Consider the following 21600-nt stretch of genomic DNA (forward strand, 5'->3'; position numbering starts at 1 on the left):
TGGGGCAATGAGCTCCCCCGATTTGTCCTCCGAACCGAACACTGCCGATCCGGCCCCCGCTGCGCTCCCTGTTGAGCTCACGGCGGAGGAAATCCAGGCGTGCCTGAAGGTCCTGGACAGCATCCACGTCTACGACGAGGAACACCCGGATTACGTCTCGGTCCGCCGCGCCACCGGCAAGATGTTCAAGGCCGTGAAGCGGCACCGGCGGGTCACCAAGCGCGACCTCATTGCCGAGGCGGACCGGGCGGTTCTGGCCCAGACCGCGACGGCGGCTCCAGACCGGATCGATGATGAGACCCGGGGCAACAAACTGGCCCCCTCCGCCACAGGCGAGATCGCCGGCCACCTGATCCGGTCCAGGCCGTGCTACATCTGCAAGCGTCACTTCACGCAGGTTGACGCTTTTTACCATCAGCTCTGCCCCGAATGCGCGGCCTTCAGCCACAGCAAGCGGGACGCACGCACTGATCTGACCGGACGCCAGGCGCTCCTCACCGGCGGCCGGGCGAAGATCGGCATGTACATCGCCCTCCGGCTTCTCCGCGACGGCGCCCACACCACCATCACCACCCGCTTCCCCAAGGACGCCGCCCGCCGCTTTGCCGCGATGGAGGACAGCGCCGAGTGGCTGCACCGGCTCCGGATCGTCGGCATCGACCTCCGCGACCCCTCCCAGGTGATCGCCCTGGCGGATTCCTTGGACGCTGCCGGGCCGCTGGACATCATCATCAACAACGCGGCGCAGACTGTCCGCCGCTCCGGCAATGCCTACAAGCCGCTGGTGGACGCGGAGGACGAGCCGCTGCCCGCTGCCCTTCAGGCCGCCAACGGCGGTCCCGAACTCGTCACCTTCGGCCACGCCCACGACAAGCACCCGCTTGCGCTGGCGAGCACCGTCCTCGAACACCCTGTGCTCGCCGGCGATGCCGTCACCTCGCTGGCATTGTCCACCGGGTCCGCCTCGCTGGAGCGCATCCAGTCCGGCACCGCGATCGACGCCGGCGGGCTGGTGCCGGACCTCGCCACGATCAACAGCTGGACGCAAGTGGTGGACGAAGTGGATCCGCTCGAGATGCTCGAAGTGCAGCTGTGCAACGTGACCGCTCCGTTCCTGCTGGTCAGCCGGCTGCGCGGGGCCATGAAGCGGTCCACCGCGAGGCGGAAGTACATCGTCAATGTCAGTGCGATGGAAGGCCAGTTCTCCCGCGCCTACAAGGGCCCCGGCCACCCGCACACCAACATGGCCAAAGCCGCGCTGAACATGATGACGCGCACCAGCGCCCAGGAAATGCTCGACGCCGACGGCATCCTGATGACCGCCGTCGACACCGGCTGGATCACCGATGAACGCCCGCACTACACCAAGGTCCGGCTTATGGAGGAGGGCTTCCACGCTCCCCTGGACCTCGTGGACGGCGCTGCGCGGGTCTATGACCCCATCGTCATGGGTGAAGCGGGCGAGGACCAGTACGGCGTCTTCCTGAAGGATTACAAGCCCAGCCCCTGGTGACCGGCCTGTCCCGGGCTAGGTTTTCCCGGGAGGGGTTTTCTCGGGAGAGTGGACCACGAGCACCGGGCAGTGCGCATGGGCCACCAGGGCCGAGCTGACCGAACCGAGCAACAGCCCGCCGAAACCGCCATGCCCGCGGCGACCCAGGACCAGCATGTCGGCGGACCGGCTGGCCTCGATCAGAATGTGCCGCGGGTGACCTTGAGTCAGCCGGGTTTCCACGACGCCGGCCGGCTCCGGTCCGAGGGCCCTTTCGACAGCTTCCTGGAGGATCTCCCCGGCCCGGACATCGAAACGGTCGATGCCCATGGCCACATAGCCGTCATAAATCGGCGGGGCATCCCAGCATGCCAGGGCGACCACCTTGGCGGCGAGCGGGACGGCAAGAGCATGCGCATACCGGAGCGCTTCGATGGAGGCCTCCGAGCCGTCGACACCAACGACGATCACTTCCACGGCCCTCGCGGCGCTCATGGGCTGTCCCTTCCCGGAGCTGTTGGCCCGTTTTCTCCAGTATCACGCCGCCTCCGCCGGTGGCCTAGGGCCGAAGGTCACCGCACCCGGCCCCGCTGCGGCCCTGTGGGTCCAAGGGCCCTTGTTCCTGGGCCGGTCGTAGAGAAGAATTGCAGAGCACTCTGACGGAACATCGCTGACGCAACGCACTGCCGGCACCGGCAGTAGGCGGACGGGAGAATCATGATTGCCTGGGCAGACGCGGGCCCCACTGCGCACGACGGCCACTCCGGCCTCATCCGCGTCTTCATTTTGGATGACCACGAACTCGTCCGGCGGGGGCTGCAGGAGCTCCTCGAGGGCGAGGGCTTCCTCGTCGTCGGCAGTTCCGGCTCCGCCGTGGAGGCAACACGGCGCATCCCCGCGCTGCATCCGGACGTTTGCGTACTCGATGCCCGGCTGCCCGACGGGACCGGAATCGAGGTCTGCCGCGACGTCAGGTCCGTGGACCCGGCGCTCAACTGCATCATCCTGACGAGTTTCGACGACGAACAGGCGCTCCGCGGCGCGGTGCTGGCCGGTGCCAGCGGCTACGTGCTGAAGGAAATCGGCGGCATGGACCTGATCGGCGCGCTGCGGAGGGCCGCGCGGGGGGAATCGCTTTTCGAGGACGGCGTCGCGGCGGGGATTGTCGACAGCATGGTCGGGGCCGAAGAAGTGGACCCGCGGACGTCCTCCCTCACCCCGCAGGAACGCCGTGTGCTTGAACTCGTCGGCGGCGGCCTCACCAACCGGCAGATAGCGGCCGAGATGTTCCTCGCCGAGAAGACGGTCAAGAACTACGTCTCCTCGTTGCTGGCCAAGCTTGGCTTTGAGCGCCGCACCCAGGCGGCCGTGTTCATCGCCAGCCCGGCGGCGTCCGTGCCTGCCGGCAGCCACTCCGCAGGTGAGGGCAGCCGGCCGCACAGCGTCCGCTGAACCCGCACAGCGTCCGGCAGGACCACAGCGTCCGTAGGACCGCGTTCCCGCCCGTTAGGCCGGCCTTTCCGCCCGGCTATAGCGGGACAGACCACTCGAGGCTGGTGCCGGCGTCGGGCGCGCTGGTGATGGTGCACTCCCCGTCCAGCATCCGCGCCCGGTCTTCCAGGTTGGCGAGGCCGTTGCGCTTCTCGGGCTGGGTGAAGCCCTGTCCGTTGTCCGTGATCACCACGGTGACGCGCCCCTTGATGACGGCCACGGATACGGAAATGGCGTCAGCGCCGGAATGCCGGATGGCGTTGCTGAGCCCCTCTGAGACCACAGCCACGACGTTGTCGGCCTTCTCCGGGGTCACAGCGTCAACCGGGCCGGTGATCGTAAGCCGTGGCGTGAAGGGCATGGACTTGGCGGAACTCCTTGCCACCCGTCGGATGCGTCCGCTCAGCAATTCGATGTCGCCGCTGTTGCTGCGGAGGGAGTAGATGGTGTCACGGAGGCTGCGGATGGCTTCATCAAGTTCCCCGGTGATGGTCCGGATCCGCTCCAGGGCCAGCTCGTCCTTGGTGAAGCGGGTCAGGCTCTGCACACTCAGTCCGGCCGCGAACAGCCGCTGGATGACGAGGTCGTGCAGGTCGCGGGCAATCCGGTCACGGTCCGTGAACACCAGCAGTTCCTCGCGGAGCCGATGGACGCGGGCCAGTTCCAGTGCGAGGGCGACATGGGATCCGAAGACCGCGCCCATTTCAATGTCTGTCCGGGCGAAGTGGACCTCCCCGGGACCGCGGAACAGCAGCAGCAGGCCGTGGTGTGCTCCCTGGGTGCTTAACGCGACCGCCAGGAGCGGACCCGAGATCCCCGCGTCGGACTCCCCAAGGAGGGTTCCGCCGTCGTCGAGCAATATAGGCTCCCCGCCATCCAGGACATCCAGGAGTTCGGGAGCATCCAGGATCAGCGAGCGGCCGGCAAACAAGGAGCTGAGGTCGCCGGGCTGCTCCGGCCACCGTGTAGCCCGGCCCGGCGGCGGCCGGCGCCACAATCAGGGCCAGTTGCGAGCCGGACTCCTGCAGCGCCCGGCTGGCAATCGGGTCCAGGCCACCTGTGGTGTAGTCGCGGTCAATGCTGAGCATGAGCCCGGAGACGTCCATGCAGGCCTCGAGCCAACGTGCCCGGCGGCGGGCATCGTCGTAGAGGCGGGCGTTTTCAATGGCCACGCCCGCGGCTGCGGCAAGCGCGACGGCCAGCCCCTCGTCTTCGGCGGTGAAGTCGCTGCCGTCCTCCTTCTCGGTGAGGTAGAGGTTGCCGAACACCACGTCGCGGACCCGGATCGGAACGCCCAGGAAGGACTCCATGGCCGGGTCGTCATCGGGGAACCCGAAATCTTCGGGATGTGTCCGCAGATCTTGCAGGCGCATCGGCCGCGGATCGGATGTCAACACGCCGTGGCCGATGGGCAACGAGCCGATGCGGTGCGCGAGCTGGTCATCGACGCCGACGGTGACAAAGTGGTCCATCACCCGGTCGTCCGCGACCACGCGCAAGGCGCCGTAGCGCGCGTGCAGCAGCTGGCAGGCCGATTCGACGACACGCTCCAGGACGGCGTCAAGGCTGAGGTCCTCCGCCACGGCAACGACGGCTTCGAGCAGGCCGGCCATACGCTCCTGCGACTGCAGCAACTCCTCGGCCCGCGAAACAAAGCCCTTCAGCACACCGTCGATTCTGGGTTGAGGCTCGGCTGTAACCTGCTCCGGAGTTTCACCTAATGAATGCATGTTCCTCGCCCCAATTCACTACCGCGCCATCGACGCTGACGACGTGCTGCCAGAATACGCCTGATATCTTTCGAAATCCTTGGAAGCGGCTGGTTGTAGGCGTTCTGTGACTTAAATCCGCGATGCGCTATCGGATTGGGCTGCTAACCGGGCCGGATAGGAGTTGGATCTGATAGCGCATCGGGTGCTGGGCGCATCGGAGTGCGGGGCGCATCGGTGCGGGCGCCGAGGAAGCGCCTGCCGCCTCCCTAGGCGACGCGGGTGATTTCCACGGTCACGTTGAGGGCCGAGCCGCCGCCGCCGGAGAGGATGCCCTTCAGCGGCGGCACGTCACGGTAGTCGCGGCCGCGTGCCACGGTGACGTGGAAGTCGCCGGCCGGCTTGTGGTTCGTGGGGTCCCAGCTCCGCCACTCGCCGTCCCACCACTCCAGCCAGGCGTGCGACTGCCCGGCCACCGTCTCGCCGAGGTCCGCCGTCGACCTCGGGTGGAGGTAGCCGGAAACGTAACGGGCGGGGATCCCGCAGCTGCGCAGGGCTCCGATCGCGAGGTGCGCAAGGTCCTGGCAGACGCCCTGCCGCTGGCTCCAGGCTTCCTCAGCGTTAGTGGTAACGCCGGTGGAGCCCTTCATGTAGGTCATTTCGCCGCGCATCCACTCGAACACGGCGAGGGTGGCCTCGTGCGGGTTGCGGCCCTCGACGACGCCGGGAATGATGCCGAGCACCTCCGTGCCGGGGCCGGTCAGCTGGGACTGCGGGATCCAGTCGCTGAACTGGTTCAGCGTGTCGGGCGCCGCCAGAACGTCCCAGCCCACGATGTCCGCCTCGGACGGGATCTTCTCCACCCGGTGCACCTCAACGGTGGTCGTGGCGAGGACTTCCAGGTGCTCGTGCGGCATCTGCATGTCGAAGGCCGTCACCCGGGTGCCCCAGTAATCGCGGTAGCTGCTCAGCGCGGCCTGCGACGGCGACACCTTCATCGAGGACTCCAGCACCACCTGCTGGGGGTCGGTCAACGGCGTCATCCGCGCCTCGTTGTAGGACAGCGTGACGCGCTTGTTGTACTTGTAGGCGGTCCGGTGGATGATCTTCAGCCGGGTCATGAAACTTCTCCCACCCAGGCCAGTTCGTCTGCCTGATTGAAGTACTTACGGGAAATGGCGTCGGAGGCCTGCGAGACGGCTTTCTGCACACGTTCCATGTGCTCCGGCAGTTCCGACATGAGGTCGTCCGTGCGGTGGAACTCCAGGAAGGTGCGGGCCTGGCCCACGATCCGCCGTGCGTCGTTGATGAATCCGACGCGCTGGGCCGAGGGGTCGAGCTTGGCGAGGCACTCATCGGCGTCGCTGAGGGCGTAGACGATGGAGCGCGGGAAGAGCCGGTCCAGGAGCAGGAATTCCGCGGCGTGCTGGTCGCCGAAGGCCGCGCGCCGGGTCCGCAGGAAGGACTCATAGGCGCCGGCACAGCGGAGCATATTGACCCAGGACATGCCGGCGGAGAGCACATCGCGGGTGGAGAGCATCCGCGCGGTCATGTCTGCCCGTTCCAGCGAACGGCCCAGGACCAGGAACAGCCAGCTTTCATCATGGCTGACCGTGGTGTCTGCGAGACCGCTGACCATGGCGGTGCGCTCCAGCACCCAGTTGCAGAAGCGGTACGTTCCGACGACGTCCTTGCGGTGCTGGTTCAGCCCGTAGTACGTCGTGTTCAGGCTTTCCCAGAGCCCGGAGGAGACAGTTTCCCGGGCGCGGCGCGCGTTCTCGCGCGCGGCCCCCAGTGAACCGGCGATCGAGGTGGCGCTGGTCTTGTCGTACGCCAGCGCGTGCAGGAGTTCGTTGAGGCCGAACTCGTCATTTTGCGGGCGGGCGCCCATCACCGCGAGAAGCTCCCGCGCGACGCTGCGCTGTTCTTCCATGGGCAGATGGTTCAGCCGCTCCAGGTGCACGTCCAGGATGCGGGCCGTGCCGTCGGCCCGTTCCACATAGCGGCCGATCCAAAAGAGCGACTCGGCGATACGGCTAAGCATTCGCGGCTACCTCCTGCATATCCGAAACCTGTTGTTGTTGTTGCTCGGTCTGGCGGTCGCGCCAGTTGCTTTCCACCGGCCAGACGGAGACACGCTCGCGGACCGCGACCGCCGGGCCCGGAACGGTTTCCACCGGGACCTGCGGGGAATCGGCCAGAACCCAGGTGTCCTTGGAGCCGCCGCCCTGGCTAGAATTCACAATCAGGGACCCTTCCTTGAGCGCCACGCGTGTGAGCCCGCCGGGCAGGACCCAGACGTCGTCGCCGTCGTTCACTGCGAAGGGCCGCAGGTCCACGTGGCGGGGGCCGAACTTGTCCCCGCTGAGGGTGGGCACGGTGGAAAGCTGCAGCACAGGCTGGGCGATCCAGCCGCGGGGGTCGGCGACCACGCGCTTGCGCAGCGCCTCGAGTTCGTCCTTGGACGCGTCCGGGCCGATCACGAGGCCCTTGCCGCCGGAACCGTCGACGGGTTTGACCACGAGCTCGTCGAGCCGGTCCAGCACTTCTTCGCGGGCTTCCTTTTCTTCCAGCCGGAAGGTGTCCACGTTGGCGATGACCGGTTCTTCGTTCAGGTAGTACCGGATCAGGTCCGGCACGTAGCTGTAGACGAGCTTGTCGTCTGCGACCCCGTTGCCGACGGCGTTGGCGATGGTCACGCCGCCGGCGCGGGCGGCATTGACCAGCCCGGGGCAGCCGAGCATGGAGTCCGCCCGGAACTGCAGCGGGTCCAGGAATTCGTCGTCGATCCGCTTGTAGATGACATCCACGCGTTGCTCGCCGGCCGTGGTGCGCATGTAGACGCGGTTGCCGCGGCAGATGAGGTCCCGGCCCTCGACGAGCTCAACGCCCATCAGTCCGGCGAGCAGCGTGTGCTCGAAGTAGGCGCTGTTGAAGACGCCGGGGGTCAGGACCACCACGGTGGGATCGTCGACGCCGGCCGGAGCCGTTTTCCGCAGGGCGGACAGCAGCCGGCGGGGATACTCCTCGACGGGGCGGATCAGCTGCTGGCCGAACGCTTCGGGCAGGCCCTTGGCCATCGCACGGCGGTTCTCCAGGACGTAGCTGACACCCGAGGGGACACGCACGTTGTCCTCCAGGACGCGGAAGGTCCCCGCGGCGTCACGGACGACGTCGATGCCGGAGATGTGCACCCGGACTCCGCCGGCAGGTTCGAAGCCGTGCACCTGGCGGTGGAAGTGTGCGCTGGTGGTGACGAGCTGCCGCGGGATGACACCGTCGGCCACTACCGTCATCTTGTCGTAGACGTCATTGAGGAAGGCCTCGAGGGCCCGGACGCGCTGCGCGACGCCCTGCTCCAGGACCGTCCATTCGTCCACGGGGATCACCCGGGGAACGATGTCCAGCGGGAAGGGCCGCTCCTCCCCCGCGAAGTCGAACGTGACACCGCGGTCCAGGAAGGTCCGGGCCATGGAATCGGCGCGCGCCGTGACGTCGGCCAGCGAGAGTTCGCGCAGCGCACCGGCGACCTGCCCGTAGGACTTCCGGGCCAGCTGGCCGGGGGTAAACATCTCGTCGTAGGCGCCCGTGCGCAGGGCGGCCTCGGAGTAATCCTCGAAAAGGTCAGACATGGGTCCTAGCCAATCACCTTTTCGTTTCGAAATCATTTCTGGCGGCGTGTTCGCGCGCGGGTCGGAACGGACACGGGACGCGGAACGGAACCGCCACAGGACGCGGAACGGAACCGCGGCCGGGGCAGGCGGGGAAGTTGCGGGTTTCCGCGGGGAGTACGGCAAGGTAGGGACGTGCCCTCGTTCAGCCCCAAACCCGCGCCGGCGACAGCCCGGCGGAACCGCTTCGCCGCCGCCCTCCCCCGCAGCATGCCGGGCCTGCTGTCCGCCGCGGCCGCCGTCGTGCTGTCCCTCGCCATCCACGCCCTCGTCCCGGTGCTCCCGGCAATGACCCTGGCGGTGGTGCTGGGGCTCCTGGCAGCAAACGTGCCGGGCCTGGCGGCCTGGAGTGCCGGACGGGCCCGCCCCGGGCTGGACTTCGCGGGCAAGCACCTGATGCGCAGCGGAATCGTGGTGCTGGGCCTGAAGGTCAGCCTTGTCGACGTGATGGGCCTCGGCGGACCCGCCCTTCTCCTGATCACCGGTGTTGTCCTGGCCGCGTTTGCCGGGACATACGGCATCAGCAGGCTGTTCCGGCTGACGCCGCCTGTGTCGCTGCTCATCGCGACCGGCTTCTCCATCTGCGGCGCATCGGCGATCGGGGCCATGGCCGCGGTGCGCCGGATCCGGCAGCAGGACACTGTGCTGCCCATTGCCCTCGTGACGCTGTGCGGCACACTGGCCATCGGGGTGCTCCCGCTGCTGGTGCAGCCGCTGGGACTGGGACCGGAACGCTTCGGGGCGTGGGCCGGGGCGTCGGTGCACGACGTCGGCCAGGTGGTCGCGACGGCGCAGACGGCCGGGGCCGCGGCGCTCGCCGTCGCCGTCGTCGTCAAACTCACCCGCGTGGTGCTCCTGGCGCCCCTGGTGGCCGTCGCCGGACTTCAGCACCGCCACGCTCTACATCGCCGCAACAGGGCGGGCACCGTTGCCGGCGGCTCTGCCGGGGACTCTGCCGGAGCCGGGACCACCGGCGGCCGCCCGCCGGTGGTCCCGTTGTTCGTGGTCGGCTTCCTGGCGCTCGCCGCGCTGCGCTCCACCGGCTGGCTGTCCCCGGCAGTACTGGACGCCGCCGCCATGCTGCAGGACCTGCTGCTGGGCATGGCCCTGTTCGGGCTCGGCTCGGCCGTGCGGATCGGGCAGCTGCTCCACACCGGAATCCGGCCCCTGCTGGCTGCGCTGGCTTCGTGGTTGCTGATCGCCGTGCTGGGACTGGGCGCCGCCGTCATCATGATTAGATAGCTGGGTGTCGAACCAGAACCTGCGCCGCGATGAGGCTGCCACCCGTTCAGCCCTGATCAGCACGCACCGCTACGACGTCACCCTCGACGTCAGGCATGCTGCCGATCCGGATGTAGCAGGCTACCCGAGCCGCAGCGTGCTCACCTTCTCCGCCACGGAACCGGGTGCCTCGACCTTCCTGGATTTCATCAGCGGCGACGTGCAGAGCGTTGTCCTGAACGGCGAGGAACTTCCGGTTCCCGAGATCGCGGACGGCGCCCGGATCCGGCTGGACAACCTGCAGGCCGAAAACGAGGTCACCGTCATCGGCACGGCGCTGTACAGCACCTCGGGCGAGGGCATGCACCGCTTCTTCGACCCCGCCGACGGGCAGTGCTACCTGTACACCCAGTACGAGCCGGCCGACGCCCGCCGCGTCTTCGCGAACTTCGAACAGCCCGACCTCAAGGCCGAATTCACGTTCCATGTGGTGGCGCCCTCGGATTGGCAGGTGGCCTCGAACGGCAGCGAAACCGCGCGGACCCGGCTGGCCGGCGAGCCGGCCGGGAGCCGCTGGGACTTCGCCTCGACCAAACCGATGTCCACGTATATCACCACCGTGCTGGCCGGCCCTTACTTCAAGGCGGATGACGTCTGGTACGGGACTGTAGGCGGGGCTGTCGGCGACGGGGCCGCGGGCGGGGCTGCCGGCGACGGGACTGTGCTGGAGGTGCCGCTGACGCTGTACTGCCGCGCGTCGATGGCCGCCTCCTTCGACGCCCCCGCGCTCTTCGCCCTGACAAAAAACGGCCTCGATTTCTTCAATGGCCTCTTCGACTTCCCGTACCCCTGGGGCAAGTACGACCAGGCCTTTGTGCCGGAGTACAACCTCGGCGCGATGGAAAACCCCGGGCTCGTGACCTTCACGGAAAGCTACGTCTTCACCTCGCGGGCCGCCGATTCGCAGTACCAGGGCCGCGCCAACACCCTGCTGCACGAGATGGCGCACATGTGGTTCGGCGACCTGGTGACCATGCAGTGGTGGGACGACCTGTGGCTCAAGGAGTCCTTCGCGGACTACATGGGCACCCTCGGCGTGGACCGGACGACGGACTGGACCACGGCATGGGTGAACTTCGCCAACAACCGCAAGGCATGGGCCTACGTGCAGGACCAGCTGCCCACAACCCACCCGATCGTCGCCGACATCCCGGACCTTGAGGCCGCCAAGCAGAACTTCGACGGGATCACCTACGCCAAGGGCGCATCCGTGCTCAAGCAGCTCGTCGCCTACGTGGGGTTCGAGGCCTTCGTCGCCGGTTCCCGCCGGTACTTCAAAGACCACGCCTACGGCAACACCACCCTCTCCGACCTGCTGGCCGCGCTGGGAGCCGCCTCCGGCCGGAACCTCGGGGAATGGGCCCGGCAATGGCTGCAGACCTCGGGGATCTCGACCCTCAGCAGCGAGATCGACGAACACGACGGCGTCCTGTCCGCCGTGACCCTCGCCCAGGACGCCCGCGATCCCATCACCGGCAAACAGGAGCCGCGGCCGCACCGCCTGCGGGTCGGCTTCTACGACTTCGACGACGCCGGCGCCCTGGTCCGCCACGACAGCGTGGAGACCGACATCAGTGGCCCGCGCACCGCCGTGGCCGGGCTGGCGGGCAAACCGCGGCCGGCCCTGCTGCTGGTGAACGACGAGGATCTCAGCTACGCCAAGGTACGCCTGGACGCACGCTCCGAAGGCACCGTCCGGAGCTCCCTGGACCGGCTCAGCGACCCGATGGCCCGGGCGCTGTGCTGGACGGCCCTGTGGGATTCCGCCCGCGACGCGGTCACGCCGGCTTCCCTGTACATCGACGCCGTGACGGCCTTCGGGCCCTCGGAAACAGGCATCGGCGTGCTGCTGAACGTGCTGGGCAACGCCTCCACCGCGATCGAACGCTACGTGCCGAGGGCGCAGCGGGATGCCCTGCGCTCGGGGTTCCTCACCGTGGCCGCCTCCCAGCTGCTAGGCGCCGAACCCGGCTCCGACCAGCAGCTGGCCTGGGCCCGCACCGTCGCGTCGACAAGCCGTTACGACGCCGGCCGGCTGGACCTGGTCCGCGGCGTGCTGGACGGCAGCACCGTCATCGAAGGGCTGGCCGTCGACGCCGAACTCCGCTGGAACTTCTGGCATGCCCTGGCCGCGCACGGCCAGGCAACCCCCGAGGAGCTCGACGCCGAGCTTGTCCGGGACAACACCGCCGCCGGCAAGTCCGGCCACGCCACCGCCATGGCGGCGCGCCCCGACCCGGCCGTCAAGGAAGCGGCCTGGAACGCCGCGGTGCACGGGACCTCGCTGTCCAACCAGCTGCTGAGCGCAACCATTGCCGGCTTCAACACCGGCCCGGCAGCCCTGCTCGGCGGCTTCATCGACCGGTACTTTGAGTGCCTCGCGCCGGTGTGGTCCGGGCGGAGCATCGAGATCGCCAGCAGGATCGTCCGCGGCCTCTACCCGTCAGCCCAGGACCTGGACGGCTCCGGCGGGACCCCGGAAACCCACGCGGTGATTGTCCGGACGGACAACTGGCTGGCCGCGAACGGGGACGCGCCCCACGCGCTCCGGCGCATCATCATAGAACAGCGCAGCCACCTGCTGCGTGCCCTCACGGCCCAGGCCCTGGCCATCGATTGCTCCGTAACGGCCCTTTAGGCGGCCCATAACGGCCGTTACGGAGCAGTCGTTGAGTCGTTGGAGGGTCAGGGCACCCGGTGCAGCCACTCCGCGGTGCCGAACTTCTCGTCCACCCTGCGGCGGGCGGCGTCGAGCTCTGCGTCGGTGAGTTTCGACGGCGTCGCGGCGTAGCGTTCGGTGAAGACCTCCATCATCGCCGCAACGATCTCGCCGCGAGCCAGGCCGGTCTGCCGGCGCAGCGGGTCCACCCGTTTCTTGGCGCTCGTGGTGCCCTTGTCCGAGAGCTTCTCCTTGCCGACCCGCAGCACCTGGACCATCTTGTCGGCGTCGATGTCGTAGCTCATCGTGACGTGGTGGAGCATGCCGCCGTTGGACAGCCGCTTCTGCGCCGCGCCGCCGATCTTGCCCTGGTCCGTGGCGATGTCGTTCAGGGGGACGTAGAAGGCACTGATGCCCAGTTTCTTGAGGGCCGCCATCACCCAGGCGTCCAGGAAAGCGTACGAGTCGGCGAAGCTGATGCCGTCCACGAGCGTCTGCGGGAGGTACAGCGAATAGGTGATGCAGTTGCCGGCCTCCATGAACATCGCTCCGCCGCCGCTGATCCGGCGGACCACGCTGATGCCGTGCCGGGCGACGCCGGCGGGATCGAGTTCGTTGCGGACCGACTGGAAGCTGCCGATCACCACGGACGGTTCCTCCCAGTCCCAGAAACGCAGCGTGGGGTTCCGGCGGCCCGCGCCGACCTCTTCGGTGAGGACCTCGTCCAGGGCGACGTTCAGGTGGGTAGGCAGCACCGACGGGGCGATGATGTTCCAGTGGTGGTCCGCCCAGCCGGTGGCCCGGGCGAGGGCGCGGCGGACAGTAACGGCCACCGCTCCTGCTGAAAAGCCGAACAGCACGGCGTCCGGCGGCAGGGCGGCCTCCACGGCGTCGGAGATGTCCGCGGCGGTGGCGTCCACGGAAAGGCCGGTCAGGGCCCGGTTGATCTCGAGCAGCGCCTCATCGGGTTCCAGGAAGAAGTCACCGCTGAGCGAGACGTTGGCAAGGGCCCCGTCGACGACGTCGAAGTCCGCCACCACGAGCTTGCCGCCCGGCACCTTGTACTCCCCGTGGTGACGGGCGCCGCCGTCGTCAGCGTTGCCGGGACCGGGAGCCAAAGGAAGGGTTGTCATGTCCCCAATCCTGCCATGCCGTGCGCCGCCACCGCGGAGACGCAAAAAGCCCGCACCGTAAACGGTGCGGGCTTTTCCGGAAGACCTTGGGGGCGAAGTTGTTACTTCTTGCCGCCGAAGCCCTTGAAGCGAGCGTTGAAGCGCTCGACGCGGCCGGCAGAGTCCATGATGCGCTGCTTGCCCGTGTAGAACGGGTGGGACTCAGAAGAGATTTCGACGTCGATGACCGGGTAGGTGTTTCCGTCTTCCCACTCGATGGTCTTCTTGGAAGACACGGTGGAGCGGGTCAGGAACTTGGTGCCGGAAGCCAGGTCGTTGAAAACAACAGCTTCGTACTTCGGGTGGGTTTCAGACTTCATAATTGGACCTTTGTTCGCACAACTGGATTTTGCCAGTTGCCAGGTATGAGTGGGATGGCTGGTTGGCACCTGCGGGCGCAGCACAGCCAGCTACCAATTGTAGCGGAAAACCATCCGGTGGACGAACAGCGCACCCCTCAGTCGCGGGGCCGGAGCTCCCAGAAGGCGACGGCGGACGCCGCGGCGACGTTGAGCGAGTCGACGCCGGCGCGCATCGGGATCTTCACGGCGAGGTCGACGGCGGCAAGGGTCCCCGCGCTCATGCCGGCACCCTCGGTGCCGAGCACAAGCGCCAGCCGTTCGGGGTTCCGGGCGGCGAGTTCGTCCAGTGAGACGGCGTCGTCGGTCAACTCCATCGCCGCCACCGTGAAGCCCAGGTCCTGCAGCATCGCCAGATCCCCCGGCCAGTCCTCCAGCCGGGCCCAGGGCACCTGGAACACCGTCCCCATGCTGACCCGGACACTTCGCCGGTACAACGGGTCACCGCAGCGCGGCGAGACGAGCACCGCGTCCACCCCCAGCGCGGCGGCGGAGCGGAAGATCGCGCCGACGTTGGTGTGGTCCACGATGTCCTCCAGCACCGCCACCCTGCGGGCACCGGCCAGCAGCTCGGGCAGCGGGACCGGGGCCGGCCGGTGCATGGCCGCCATGGCGCCGCGGTGCAGGTGGAAGCCGGTGATCTCCTCGAGGAGCCCGGCTGAACCGATGTAGGCGGGCACGTCCGGGTACTGCGCGAAGACGTCGGCCAGATCCTGGACCCATTTCTCGGCGAGGAAGAAGGAACGCGGCCGGTGGCCCGCGGCGAGTGCCCGGCGCAGCACGCGGGACGACTCGGCGATATACATGCCTTCGGCGGGTTCGCGGAGCTTCCGCAGGTGGACGTCGGTCAGCTGGGTGTAGTCGGAGACGCGCGGGTCGTCAGCTGAATCGAGGTGGTGGAAGGTCATCGGGTCATTTCAGAAGGTTGGCGATCATGAAGCCGAGGGCAACCAGCCCCAGGGTGAAGATGACGCCGCGCAGCACCGTCGGGGACAGCCTGCGGCCGACCTTGGAGCCGATCACGCCTCCGATCAGCGAGCTGGCGGCGATCAGCCCGACCACGGGCCAGTCGATCCGGCCGAAGGCGAAGAGCACGTAGGAGGTAGCGGCGACGAGGTTCACGGCCAGGGACAGGATGTTCTTCATGGCGTTGGCGTTCTGGATGGTCCCGGACATGAAGACGCCGAGGATGCCGACCAGGAGAATGCCCTGGGCCGCGACAAAGTAGCCGCCGTAGACGCCGGCCAGATACACCAGGAGGATCAGGAGGAAGCTGTGGCCGCGGTCCCGGAGCGCGTGTTCGGGGTTCTCTTCACGGTTCCGGACCCACTGCTGGAGCTTGGGCTGGAAGACCACCATCAGCAGGGCCAGCACGATCAGCACGGGGGCGGCGTAGTGGAAGACCATTTCCGGCAGGTGCAGCAGCAGGAACGCGCCGGTGATTCCGCCCAGCAGCGAGGCGGGCAGGAGCCGGAGCAGCTGCCTGCCGCGGCCTTCCAGTTCCTTGCGGTAACCCCATGCTCCGGCGGCGCCTCCTGCCACGAGGCCCATCGCGTTGCTGATGGATGCCGTCACGGGCACGTAGCCGAGGGCGATCAGCACCGGGAAGGTGACGAGGGTGCCCGAACCGACGACGCTGTTGATGGTGCCCGCCCAGAGCCCGGCGATAAAGATGAAAACGCTATTGAGGAACTCCACGCGCTGTCAGCGCCTGTCAGCGGCGGGCGGTGGCGGTGTAACGGCCCGCGGCGACGCTGACGTCCAGCGGCAGCCCGAAGGTCTCACTCAGGTTCTCCGAGGTGAGGATCTCAGCCACCGGGCCCTGGGCGACCACGCCGCCGTCGCGCATCAGCATGGCGTGCGTGAATCCCGGCGGGACCTCTTCAAGGTGATGGGTGACCAGGACGATGGCCGGGGCGGCCTCGTCGCGGGCGAGCTGGCTCAGCCGGTATACGAGGTCCTCGCGGCCGCCCAGATCAAGTCCGGCGCCGGGCTCGTCCAGGAGAAGCAGCTCGGGGTCCGTCATGAGGGCCCGGGCGATCTGCACCCGCTTCCGCTCCCCCTCGGACAGCGACGCGAAGGAACGGTTGAGCAGCGGGCCCATGCCCCAGTCATTCAGCAGGCCGAAGGCGCGGCGCTCGTCGTCCTTCTCGTAGCCCTCCCGCCACCGGCCGGTGACGCCGTAGGCGGCGGTCACGACGACGTTGAGGACCTTTTCGTGCTCCGGGATCTGGTTGGCCAGGGCGGCCGAGGACAGGCCGATCCGGGGCCGCAGCTCAAAGACGTCGACGGCGCCGAGGATTTCCTCGAGGATGCCGGCCATGCCGCTGGTGGGATGCATCCGTGCCGCGGCGATCTGCAGCAGTGTGGTCTTGCCGGCGCCGTTGGGGCCCAGGATCACCCAACGCTCACCTTCCTTGACCTGCCAGTCCACCTTGTCCAGGAGCGTCTTCGCCCCGCGTACAACGCTGACGGCGGCCATTTCAAGAACATCACTCATAGGAGTAGACACTAGGACAAAACGCCGGCCTACTGATAACCGGGCCGGGGCGCCAGGGCCGGGTCAGTGCGGGACGTCACAACGGCAGTGTCGCCCGGATGGGGCCAGGATGTCGCCGGGATGCCGCCGGGGCAACGCCGCCGGGATGTCGGCGGGATGCCGCCCCGGCGTTCCGGTGTCGCCGGGGCGAAACGAATTCGGGCGCGGCACGGGCGCTGGCTAGGATTGCAGCCATGAGTTCGAACGTGACCGCGGTCAGCTACGGCCCCACATTGACCCTTCCCGACATGCAGCGGCTCCGGGGAGTCCTCACTGCAGCGGGTGCGAACGTGCTGGCGGAAAACCGCACAGGTGACTCCCGTTTCGAGGTGTACACGGCCGATTGCGGGCTGGAGTCCGGGGCCGCCGCGGAGGTGACGGAGCTTCGGCAGGCGTCCGCCGGCGCCGTCGAGGGCGTGGACACGGCGATCGTGCCGGCGTCGCTCCGCGAAGCCCGGCGGAAGTTCCTGATCATGGACGTGGATTCCACCCTGATCCAGCAGGAGGTCATTGAGCTCCTGGCCGCCTACGCCGGCAAACGCGAGGAAGTCACGGCCGTGACGGAAGCGGCCATGCGCGGCGAACTGGACTTTGCCCAGAGCCTGCACGCCCGGGTGGCGGTGCTCGCCGGACTCAAAGCGGATGTGGTCGATGCCGTCCGCGGAGAGGTGAAGCTCAGCGACGGCGCCGCCGAACTGGTGGCGGCGTTCAAGGCGGCAGGCCATGTGGTCGCCGTCGTCTCCGGTGGGTTCAACCAGATCCTCCAGCCGATTGCGGAGGGCCTGGGGCTGGACTACTGGATCGCCAACGAACTGGAAATTGTGGACGGCGCGCTGACCGGAAAGGTCCTTGGCGACGTCATCGACCGTGCCGCAAAGGAGAAGTACCTGCGCGAGTGGGCGGCCGCGGAAGGCATCCCGATGGAGCACACCATCGCAGTGGGAGACGGCGCCAACGACCTGGACATGCTCGGGGCCGCGGGAATCGGCGTGGCCTTCAACGCGAAGCCCGCCGTCAGGGCCGCGGCGGACGCCGTCGTAAGCATGCCCTATCTCGACGCGGTGCGGCACATCGCCGGGGTCTGACAGGGCCTGCCGCCTGCCGGCCGGCGCCCGATGGCACCGCAAACAAGTGGGCACTTGACGGCAGTGTTGTTCAAACACACTGCCGTCAAGTGCCCACTCGGCGGTCGCTAGTTGCTGCCGCCCTTGCCGAAGTAGTCGGCGCCGCCGACGTACTCGGTGTGGCCCGTCTCGACGTCGGCCGTTGCCATCTTGGCGACCTCGGCGGCGAACTCGGAGACCGAGTACAGCCTGCCGGCCTCGGCGCGGCGGGCCTCGATGGCACCTGGGCTGGAGCGGTTCAGCATGGTGGCCGTGACGGTGCCTTCGATCATGTCACCGGATACGACGACGAGGCTGATGCCCTTGTCGGCGAGGCTGGGGATGAGTTCGCGGAGGGCTTCCTCGCCGGCGCGCTTGCTGCGGGCCACCGGCTCGTACTCCGGCATGGTGGGCACCGTGTCGATGAAGTGCGCCTGGTGGCTGGTCACAAAGACCACCCGTGAGCCCTCCGGCATGAGCGGCACGGCGGCGTTGAGCATGTTCACTTGCGCGTCGCGGTTGAGCTTGAGGGCGTAGTCCTCTTCCATGCCCGTCTCCATGCCGCCGGACGCGTTGAGGACCAGGACATCGAGCGAGCCGAAGTTCTCCATTGCCGCGCTGGCCAGGCTCTGCACGCCTTCCTGCGTCGTCAGGTCAGCGCCTACGGCCGCTGCCCGGCCGCCTGCCGCCTCGATCTCCGCGACCACTTTATTGGCGCGGGGCGCCTTCTGCCGGTAGTTGACCACCACGCTGGCGCCCTCGGCAGCAAGGTACTTGGCGACGTCTGCGCCAATTCCCCGCGATGAACCGGTCACAATTGCGGTCTTGTTGTCCAGCAGTCCCATTCGAGCTCCTTTGTTCCAAACGTCCAAAAACGGTGGGTCTGCACTCCATCATGCCAGCGCCGCGGGGCATTTCCGTTGTCCGGGCTCCACAAAGAAGCCGCAGCGGGCTAGTCCTGAGGAACTGTTCGAGTGACACTTTCCGCCGTCGCCGCCGGTGGCCTGCCTGGTGCGGTGACCGACGACGACGGCGGCCCGAACCGCCGTCGTACGTCTCCGCCGTCGTCCACCGGAAAGCAGGCCCTAGTGACCCATGCCGAGGCCGCCGTCAACCGGGATGACGGCGCCGGAAATGTACGCCGCCTCCGCGCTGGCCACCCAGCGGACGACGTCCGCGACCTCGGACGCCTCGGCGAACCGGCCGGCGGGGACCTTGGACAGGTAGTCCTTCTGGGTCGCCTCGGGCAGCTCGGCCGTCATGTCCGTGTTGATGAAACCGGGCGCCACAACGTTGGCGGTGATGCCGCGGCCGCCGAGTTCGCGGGTCAGCGACCTGGCGATGCCCACGAGGCCCGCCTTGGAGGCGGAGTAGTTGATCTGGCCGGGCGCGCCGTAAAGGCCGGAAACGGAGGAGATCAGGACCACACGTCCCTTGCGCGCGCGGATCATGCCCTTGGACGCCCGCTTGATGACCCGGAAGGCGCCCGTGAGGTTGGTGTCGATCACCGAGGTGAAGTCGTCCTCGCTCATGCGCATCAGCAGGGTGTCCTTGGTGATGCCGGCGTTGGCCACCAGCACCTCGACAGGCCCGTGCGCGGCTTCAACCTCAGCGAAGGCGGCGTCCACCGAAGCCTCATCCGTCACGTCGGCCTTCACGCCGAGGATGCCCTCGGGCAGCTGGGACTCGCTACGGTAGGTGACCGCCACCTTGTCGCCGTTGGCAAGGAAGGATTCCGCGATCGCAAGGCCGATTCCGCGGTTCCCGCCGGTGATCAGGACGCTGCGGCCGGGAGTTGCTGCTTCAGACATAGTGGGCTCCGGAATTCTGCGGCTGGCGGCGCCGCGCTGGGGGCTGGATTTTCCTGCCTCCGATCTTAGCGCCCGGCCGGTCCACGTTTGGGCGGCTCCTCCGATGGTGCGAGAATTGAAGTAAGCCTTGGAGCGTGATCTGACAGCCTTGACACTCAAAAACCGACCCGGTGAAGCGATGCCGGGGGACCCTGATGCGCTTTCCGGCGACAACGAGGTCCACAGCATCACAGACGCCGCGACGCCACACTCGGAAGAGATGCGCCAGCGGATGATCAAGTATGCCGTCGCCATGGGCATCCGTATGGTGTGCCTCATCCTGATCTTTGCGGTGGACGGCTGGTTCAAGCTTGTCCCCGCGCTCGGCGCCGTGTTCCTGCCGTGGGTTGCCGTGATCATCGCCAACGGCGGCGACAAGGCGGAGATCCACAGCGACGCCCTGCTGGACTACGTTCCGGTGGGCGAACTGGAGGCGCCGGAGGCTGCCGCCGGAGCAGCCGGGGACGCCGGACCGGCAGCCGAGGGCACTGAAGACGCAGGCATGACATTGTTGCAGGGCGAACTGATCGACGAAGAGGATGGACTTGCAGACGATGATGGCGACCACGGGCGGGCTGCTTCATGAGCCTGTTTGACCTTGCCGGGAGCGGGGGCCCGGAGGCGGGGCCGGCCGAAGCGGTGTGTTCGCGGAAGGCGTGCCGGGCGGGAGCCGAATGGCAGCTGCTCTGGAACAACCCGAAAATCCATACGCCGGAGCGGCGGAAGATCTGGCTTGCCTGTGGCGAGCACCGCTCCTGGCTCGAGGACTACCTGCAGACCCGCGGCTTGTGGAAAGAAACCCTGGCCCTGCCCTTCGCGCATGCGCCTGTCGCGCCTGCGCCTGTCACACCTGAGGCCAGCTGAATGTACCGCTTCCTTTTTTCCAGCAAATGGCTGGGATATCTGTTGCTGGCCGCCATTTTCGCCACAGGCTGCGTCTTCCTCGGCCGCTGGCAGATGGACCGCCGCGCCGAGACCCTGGCCGAGATCAACCGCATCACCAGCAACTACTCCGCCGCGCCGGTTCCCTTTGCCCAGGTGAAGGACCAGTTCAGCAGGCTGGACCCGCAGCGCGAGTGGACCCAGGTGGAGCTGAAGGGCAGCTACGACACCGCGGGCCAGCGCGTGGTGCGCAACCGCCCGCTCAACGGACAGCCCGGATACGAGGTCGTGGTCCCCTTCCGGCTGGACACAGGTGAGACCGTTGTCATTGACCGCGGCTGGCTGCCGATCGGTAACGACAACCCCGGCCGGCCGGACTCGGTTCCGGCGCCGCCGGCGGGCAACGTGACCGTCGTCGCGAGGCTCAAGCACGCAGAGCCCGAACTGCAGCGTGGAGCGCCGGACGGGCAGCTCGCCTCCATCGACCTTGCCGCCTACTCGTCGCAGCTCGGCTACCCGTTGCTCACCGGCGCCTACGGCCAGCTGGCGTCGGAAAGCCCTGCGGTGCCGGAGATGCCATTGCCCTTCCCCAAGCCGTCCACGGATGAAGGCACCCACCTGTCCTACTCGCTGCAGTGGTTCGCCTTCGGGGTGCTGATGTTCATCGGCTTCGGGTATGCGGCGCGGCAGCAGGCCCGCAATGCGGCCATCGATGCGGAGGATGCGGAAGAGTTCGGCGACGCCGGGTTCCAGCACTCGAGCGCACCGGCGGCCCGCCGTCGGGCGTCTCCGCGGAAGCGGAAGAATGCCACCGCGGAGGAAGAGGAAGACGCCATCCTGGACGCGCAGGGCTACTGAGGGAGGCGGCATGTATCCGGAACCGGTAGCGCACGTGAAGCAGGCATTGACCGCGGCGGGCGCCCAGGACACCGTCACCGTGTTCGAGACCAAGGTCCCGACGGCAGCCGCGGCGGCAACCGCCCTCGGCTGCGAGCTCGCTGCGATCGCCAACTCCCTGGTCTTCGACCTGGAAGGCACTCCCCTGCTGATCCTGGCCAGCGGCGCCGCCAGGGTGGACGTCCGGAAGGTTGCAGCGCAGCTTGGCGCCAGCAAGATCCGGCGCGCCACGCCGGACTTCGTCCTGGCCCACACCGGCCAGGAAGTCGGAGGCGTGGCCCCGCTGGGGCATCCGGAAAAGATCCGCACCGTCCTGGACGAGTCGCTGGCGGCCCACCCCCTGCTCTGGGCCGGGGCCGGCGACCACAACTCGATGTTCTCCATCAGCTACGAGGACCTGCGGCGGATCACCGAAGCGGAAGAAATGCCCGTCCGCTAACCCAACTGAGTCGCAGCTGGTGTCGGTTTGGGCGCTGAAAACGACACCAGCTGCGA

Annotated in this window: 22 protein-coding genes; 9 read left to right on the top strand and 13 right to left on the bottom strand. The window is 67.8% G+C overall.

All coding sequences use genetic code 11. The features are described from left to right. The first annotated feature begins 7 nt into the window (after positions 1–7). Positions 8–1513, top strand: coding sequence for an SDR family NAD(P)-dependent oxidoreductase (locus tag QFZ65_RS11010; protein ID WP_306910334.1), 1506 nt, complete (start codon positions 8–10; stop codon positions 1511–1513). 15 nt (positions 1514–1528) lie between these two features. On the opposite strand, the gene QFZ65_RS11015 is transcribed toward QFZ65_RS11010, so the two are convergent. Beyond that, positions 1529–1987: a universal stress protein gene (locus QFZ65_RS11015; RefSeq protein ID WP_306910338.1), complete on the bottom strand. Its 459-nt coding sequence runs from the start codon at positions 1985–1987 to the stop codon at positions 1529–1531. 222 nt (positions 1988–2209) lie between these two features. Here QFZ65_RS11015 and QFZ65_RS11020 point away from each other — a divergent pair, with 222 nt between their 5' ends. Next, positions 2210–2944 (top strand): response regulator transcription factor, encoded by a 735-nt coding sequence (locus QFZ65_RS11020; protein ID WP_306910340.1) that lies wholly within the window; start codon positions 2210–2212, stop codon positions 2942–2944. A gap of 76 nt (positions 2945–3020) precedes the next feature. Here the strand turns inward: QFZ65_RS11020 and QFZ65_RS11025 are convergent, their stop codons facing one another. The 5 genes from QFZ65_RS11025 to QFZ65_RS11045 all read right to left on the bottom strand — a co-directional run bounded on the left by QFZ65_RS11025 (position 3021) and on the right by QFZ65_RS11045 (position 8324). Beyond that, positions 3021–3686: a sensor histidine kinase gene (locus tag QFZ65_RS11025; RefSeq protein WP_306910342.1), complete on the bottom strand. Its 666-nt coding sequence runs from the start codon at positions 3684–3686 to the stop codon at positions 3021–3023. A gap of 1 nt (position 3687) precedes the next feature. Further along, positions 3688–4650: a GAF domain-containing protein gene (locus QFZ65_RS11030; protein ID WP_306910343.1), complete on the bottom strand. Its 963-nt coding sequence runs from the start codon at positions 4648–4650 to the stop codon at positions 3688–3690. Between the two features lie 311 nt (positions 4651–4961). Beyond that, on the bottom strand, positions 4962–5813 hold the full coding sequence (locus QFZ65_RS11035; RefSeq protein ID WP_306910344.1) for a transglutaminase family protein: 852 nt from the start codon (positions 5811–5813) through the stop codon (positions 4962–4964). Beyond that, entirely contained in the window at positions 5810–6736 is a 927-nt protein-coding gene (locus QFZ65_RS11040) for an alpha-E domain-containing protein (protein WP_306910345.1), read from the bottom strand. Before QFZ65_RS11040 ends, QFZ65_RS11035 begins: the two co-directional genes overlap by 4 nt. After that, complete coding sequence (locus tag QFZ65_RS11045; RefSeq protein WP_306910346.1) at positions 6729–8324, bottom strand: circularly permuted type 2 ATP-grasp protein; 1596 nt, start codon at positions 8322–8324, stop codon at positions 6729–6731. The genes QFZ65_RS11040 and QFZ65_RS11045 overlap by 8 nt, the downstream gene beginning before the upstream one ends. A gap of 249 nt (positions 8325–8573) precedes the next feature. Between QFZ65_RS11045 and QFZ65_RS11050 the strand changes: the two genes are divergently transcribed. Both QFZ65_RS11050 and pepN read left to right on the top strand, forming a co-directional pair. Beyond that, positions 8574–9605 (top strand): YeiH family protein, encoded by a 1032-nt coding sequence (locus tag QFZ65_RS11050; RefSeq protein WP_306912554.1) that lies wholly within the window; start codon positions 8574–8576, stop codon positions 9603–9605. A 4-nt stretch (positions 9606–9609) separates the two neighbouring features. Next, a complete protein-coding gene (gene pepN, locus QFZ65_RS11055) occupies positions 9610–12282 on the top strand; it encodes an aminopeptidase N (RefSeq protein WP_306910348.1) in 2673 nt (890 codons plus the stop codon). A gap of 47 nt (positions 12283–12329) precedes the next feature. Here the strand turns inward: pepN and QFZ65_RS11060 are convergent, their stop codons facing one another. The 5 genes from QFZ65_RS11060 to QFZ65_RS11080 form a co-directional block, all read right to left on the bottom strand. Continuing rightward, positions 12330–13436, bottom strand: coding sequence for a biotin/lipoate A/B protein ligase family protein (locus QFZ65_RS11060; RefSeq protein ID WP_306910350.1), 1107 nt, complete (start codon positions 13434–13436; stop codon positions 12330–12332). Between the two features lie 101 nt (positions 13437–13537). After that, positions 13538–13795 (bottom strand): type B 50S ribosomal protein L31, encoded by a 258-nt coding sequence (locus QFZ65_RS11065; RefSeq protein ID WP_306910351.1) that lies wholly within the window; start codon positions 13793–13795, stop codon positions 13538–13540. A 137-nt stretch (positions 13796–13932) separates the two neighbouring features. After that, positions 13933–14742 carry an RNA methyltransferase gene (locus QFZ65_RS11070; protein WP_306910353.1) on the bottom strand — a complete coding sequence of 270 codons (810 nt, stop codon included), beginning with the start codon at positions 14740–14742 and terminating at the stop codon, positions 13933–13935. Between the two features lie 4 nt (positions 14743–14746). After that, a complete protein-coding gene (locus tag QFZ65_RS11075) occupies positions 14747–15532 on the bottom strand; it encodes a sulfite exporter TauE/SafE family protein (protein WP_306910355.1) in 786 nt (261 codons plus the stop codon). A gap of 16 nt (positions 15533–15548) precedes the next feature. Further along, positions 15549–16334 carry an ABC transporter ATP-binding protein gene (locus QFZ65_RS11080; RefSeq protein ID WP_306910356.1) on the bottom strand — a complete coding sequence of 262 codons (786 nt, stop codon included), beginning with the start codon at positions 16332–16334 and terminating at the stop codon, positions 15549–15551. A 233-nt stretch (positions 16335–16567) separates the two neighbouring features. On the opposite strand from QFZ65_RS11080, the gene serB reads away from it, so the two are divergent. Then, a complete protein-coding gene (gene serB / locus QFZ65_RS11085; protein ID WP_306910358.1) occupies positions 16568–17458 on the top strand; it encodes a phosphoserine phosphatase SerB in 891 nt (296 codons plus the stop codon). Positions 17459–17565: 107 nt separating this feature from the next. Here serB and QFZ65_RS11090 read toward each other — a convergent pair whose 3' ends face one another. Beyond that, a complete protein-coding gene (locus QFZ65_RS11090; protein WP_306910360.1) occupies positions 17566–18321 on the bottom strand; it encodes an SDR family oxidoreductase in 756 nt (251 codons plus the stop codon). A 240-nt stretch (positions 18322–18561) separates the two neighbouring features. Next, entirely contained in the window at positions 18562–19287 is a 726-nt protein-coding gene (gene fabG, locus QFZ65_RS11095; protein WP_306910363.1) for a 3-oxoacyl-ACP reductase FabG, read from the bottom strand. A gap of 148 nt (positions 19288–19435) precedes the next feature. On the opposite strand from fabG, the gene QFZ65_RS11100 reads away from it, so the two are divergent. From QFZ65_RS11100 to QFZ65_RS11115, 4 genes are read left to right on the top strand one after another with little or no spacing between them, the layout of a single operon-like run. After that, on the top strand, positions 19436–19912 hold the full coding sequence (locus tag QFZ65_RS11100; protein WP_306910365.1) for a DUF3099 domain-containing protein: 477 nt from the start codon (positions 19436–19438) through the stop codon (positions 19910–19912). Further along, positions 19909–20190, top strand: coding sequence for a hypothetical protein (locus QFZ65_RS11105; protein ID WP_306910366.1), 282 nt, complete (start codon positions 19909–19911; stop codon positions 20188–20190). Before QFZ65_RS11100 ends, QFZ65_RS11105 begins: the two co-directional genes overlap by 4 nt. Next, positions 20191–21066 carry an SURF1 family protein gene (locus QFZ65_RS11110; RefSeq protein ID WP_306910368.1) on the top strand — a complete coding sequence of 292 codons (876 nt, stop codon included), beginning with the start codon at positions 20191–20193 and terminating at the stop codon, positions 21064–21066. It abuts the gene before it with no gap. A gap of 10 nt (positions 21067–21076) precedes the next feature. Beyond that, entirely contained in the window at positions 21077–21544 is a 468-nt protein-coding gene (locus tag QFZ65_RS11115; protein ID WP_306910371.1) for a YbaK/EbsC family protein, read from the top strand. The last annotated feature ends 56 nt before the right edge of the window (positions 21545–21600 follow it).

Source organism: Arthrobacter sp. B3I9 (assembly GCF_030816935.1).
Classification (GTDB): domain Bacteria; phylum Actinomycetota; class Actinomycetes; order Actinomycetales; family Micrococcaceae; genus Arthrobacter.

Coding starts and splice junctions, on each gene's coding strand:
- QFZ65_RS11010 (WP_306910334.1), top strand. CDS start 8: ATGAGCTCCCCCGATTTGTCCTCCGAACCGAACACTGCCGATCCGGCC.
- QFZ65_RS11015 (WP_306910338.1), bottom strand. CDS start 1,987: ATGAGCGCCGCGAGGGCCGTGGAAGTGATCGTCGTTGGTGTCGACGGC.
- QFZ65_RS11020 (WP_306910340.1), top strand. CDS start 2,210: ATGATTGCCTGGGCAGACGCGGGCCCCACTGCGCACGACGGCCACTCC.
- QFZ65_RS11025 (WP_306910342.1), bottom strand. CDS start 3,686: ATGGGCGCGGTCTTCGGATCCCATGTCGCCCTCGCACTGGAACTGGCC.
- QFZ65_RS11035 (WP_306910344.1), bottom strand. CDS start 5,813: ATGACCCGGCTGAAGATCATCCACCGGACCGCCTACAAGTACAACAAG.
- QFZ65_RS11040 (WP_306910345.1), bottom strand. CDS start 6,736: ATGCTTAGCCGTATCGCCGAGTCGCTCTTTTGGATCGGCCGCTATGTG.
- QFZ65_RS11045 (WP_306910346.1), bottom strand. CDS start 8,324: ATGTCTGACCTTTTCGAGGATTACTCCGAGGCCGCCCTGCGCACGGGC.
- QFZ65_RS11050 (WP_306912554.1), top strand. CDS start 8,574: ATGCCGGGCCTGCTGTCCGCCGCGGCCGCCGTCGTGCTGTCCCTCGCC.
- QFZ65_RS11060 (WP_306910350.1), bottom strand. CDS start 13,436: ATGACAACCCTTCCTTTGGCTCCCGGTCCCGGCAACGCTGACGACGGC.
- QFZ65_RS11065 (WP_306910351.1), bottom strand. CDS start 13,795: ATGAAGTCTGAAACCCACCCGAAGTACGAAGCTGTTGTTTTCAACGAC.
- QFZ65_RS11070 (WP_306910353.1), bottom strand. CDS start 14,742: ATGACCTTCCACCACCTCGATTCAGCTGACGACCCGCGCGTCTCCGAC.
- QFZ65_RS11080 (WP_306910356.1), bottom strand. CDS start 16,334: ATGAGTGATGTTCTTGAAATGGCCGCCGTCAGCGTTGTACGCGGGGCG.
- serB (WP_306910358.1), top strand. CDS start 16,568: ATGAGTTCGAACGTGACCGCGGTCAGCTACGGCCCCACATTGACCCTT.
- QFZ65_RS11090 (WP_306910360.1), bottom strand. CDS start 18,321: ATGGGACTGCTGGACAACAAGACCGCAATTGTGACCGGTTCATCGCGG.
- fabG (WP_306910363.1), bottom strand. CDS start 19,287: ATGTCTGAAGCAGCAACTCCCGGCCGCAGCGTCCTGATCACCGGCGGG.
- QFZ65_RS11105 (WP_306910366.1), top strand. CDS start 19,909: ATGAGCCTGTTTGACCTTGCCGGGAGCGGGGGCCCGGAGGCGGGGCCG.
- QFZ65_RS11110 (WP_306910368.1), top strand. CDS start 20,191: ATGTACCGCTTCCTTTTTTCCAGCAAATGGCTGGGATATCTGTTGCTG.
- QFZ65_RS11115 (WP_306910371.1), top strand. CDS start 21,077: ATGTATCCGGAACCGGTAGCGCACGTGAAGCAGGCATTGACCGCGGCG.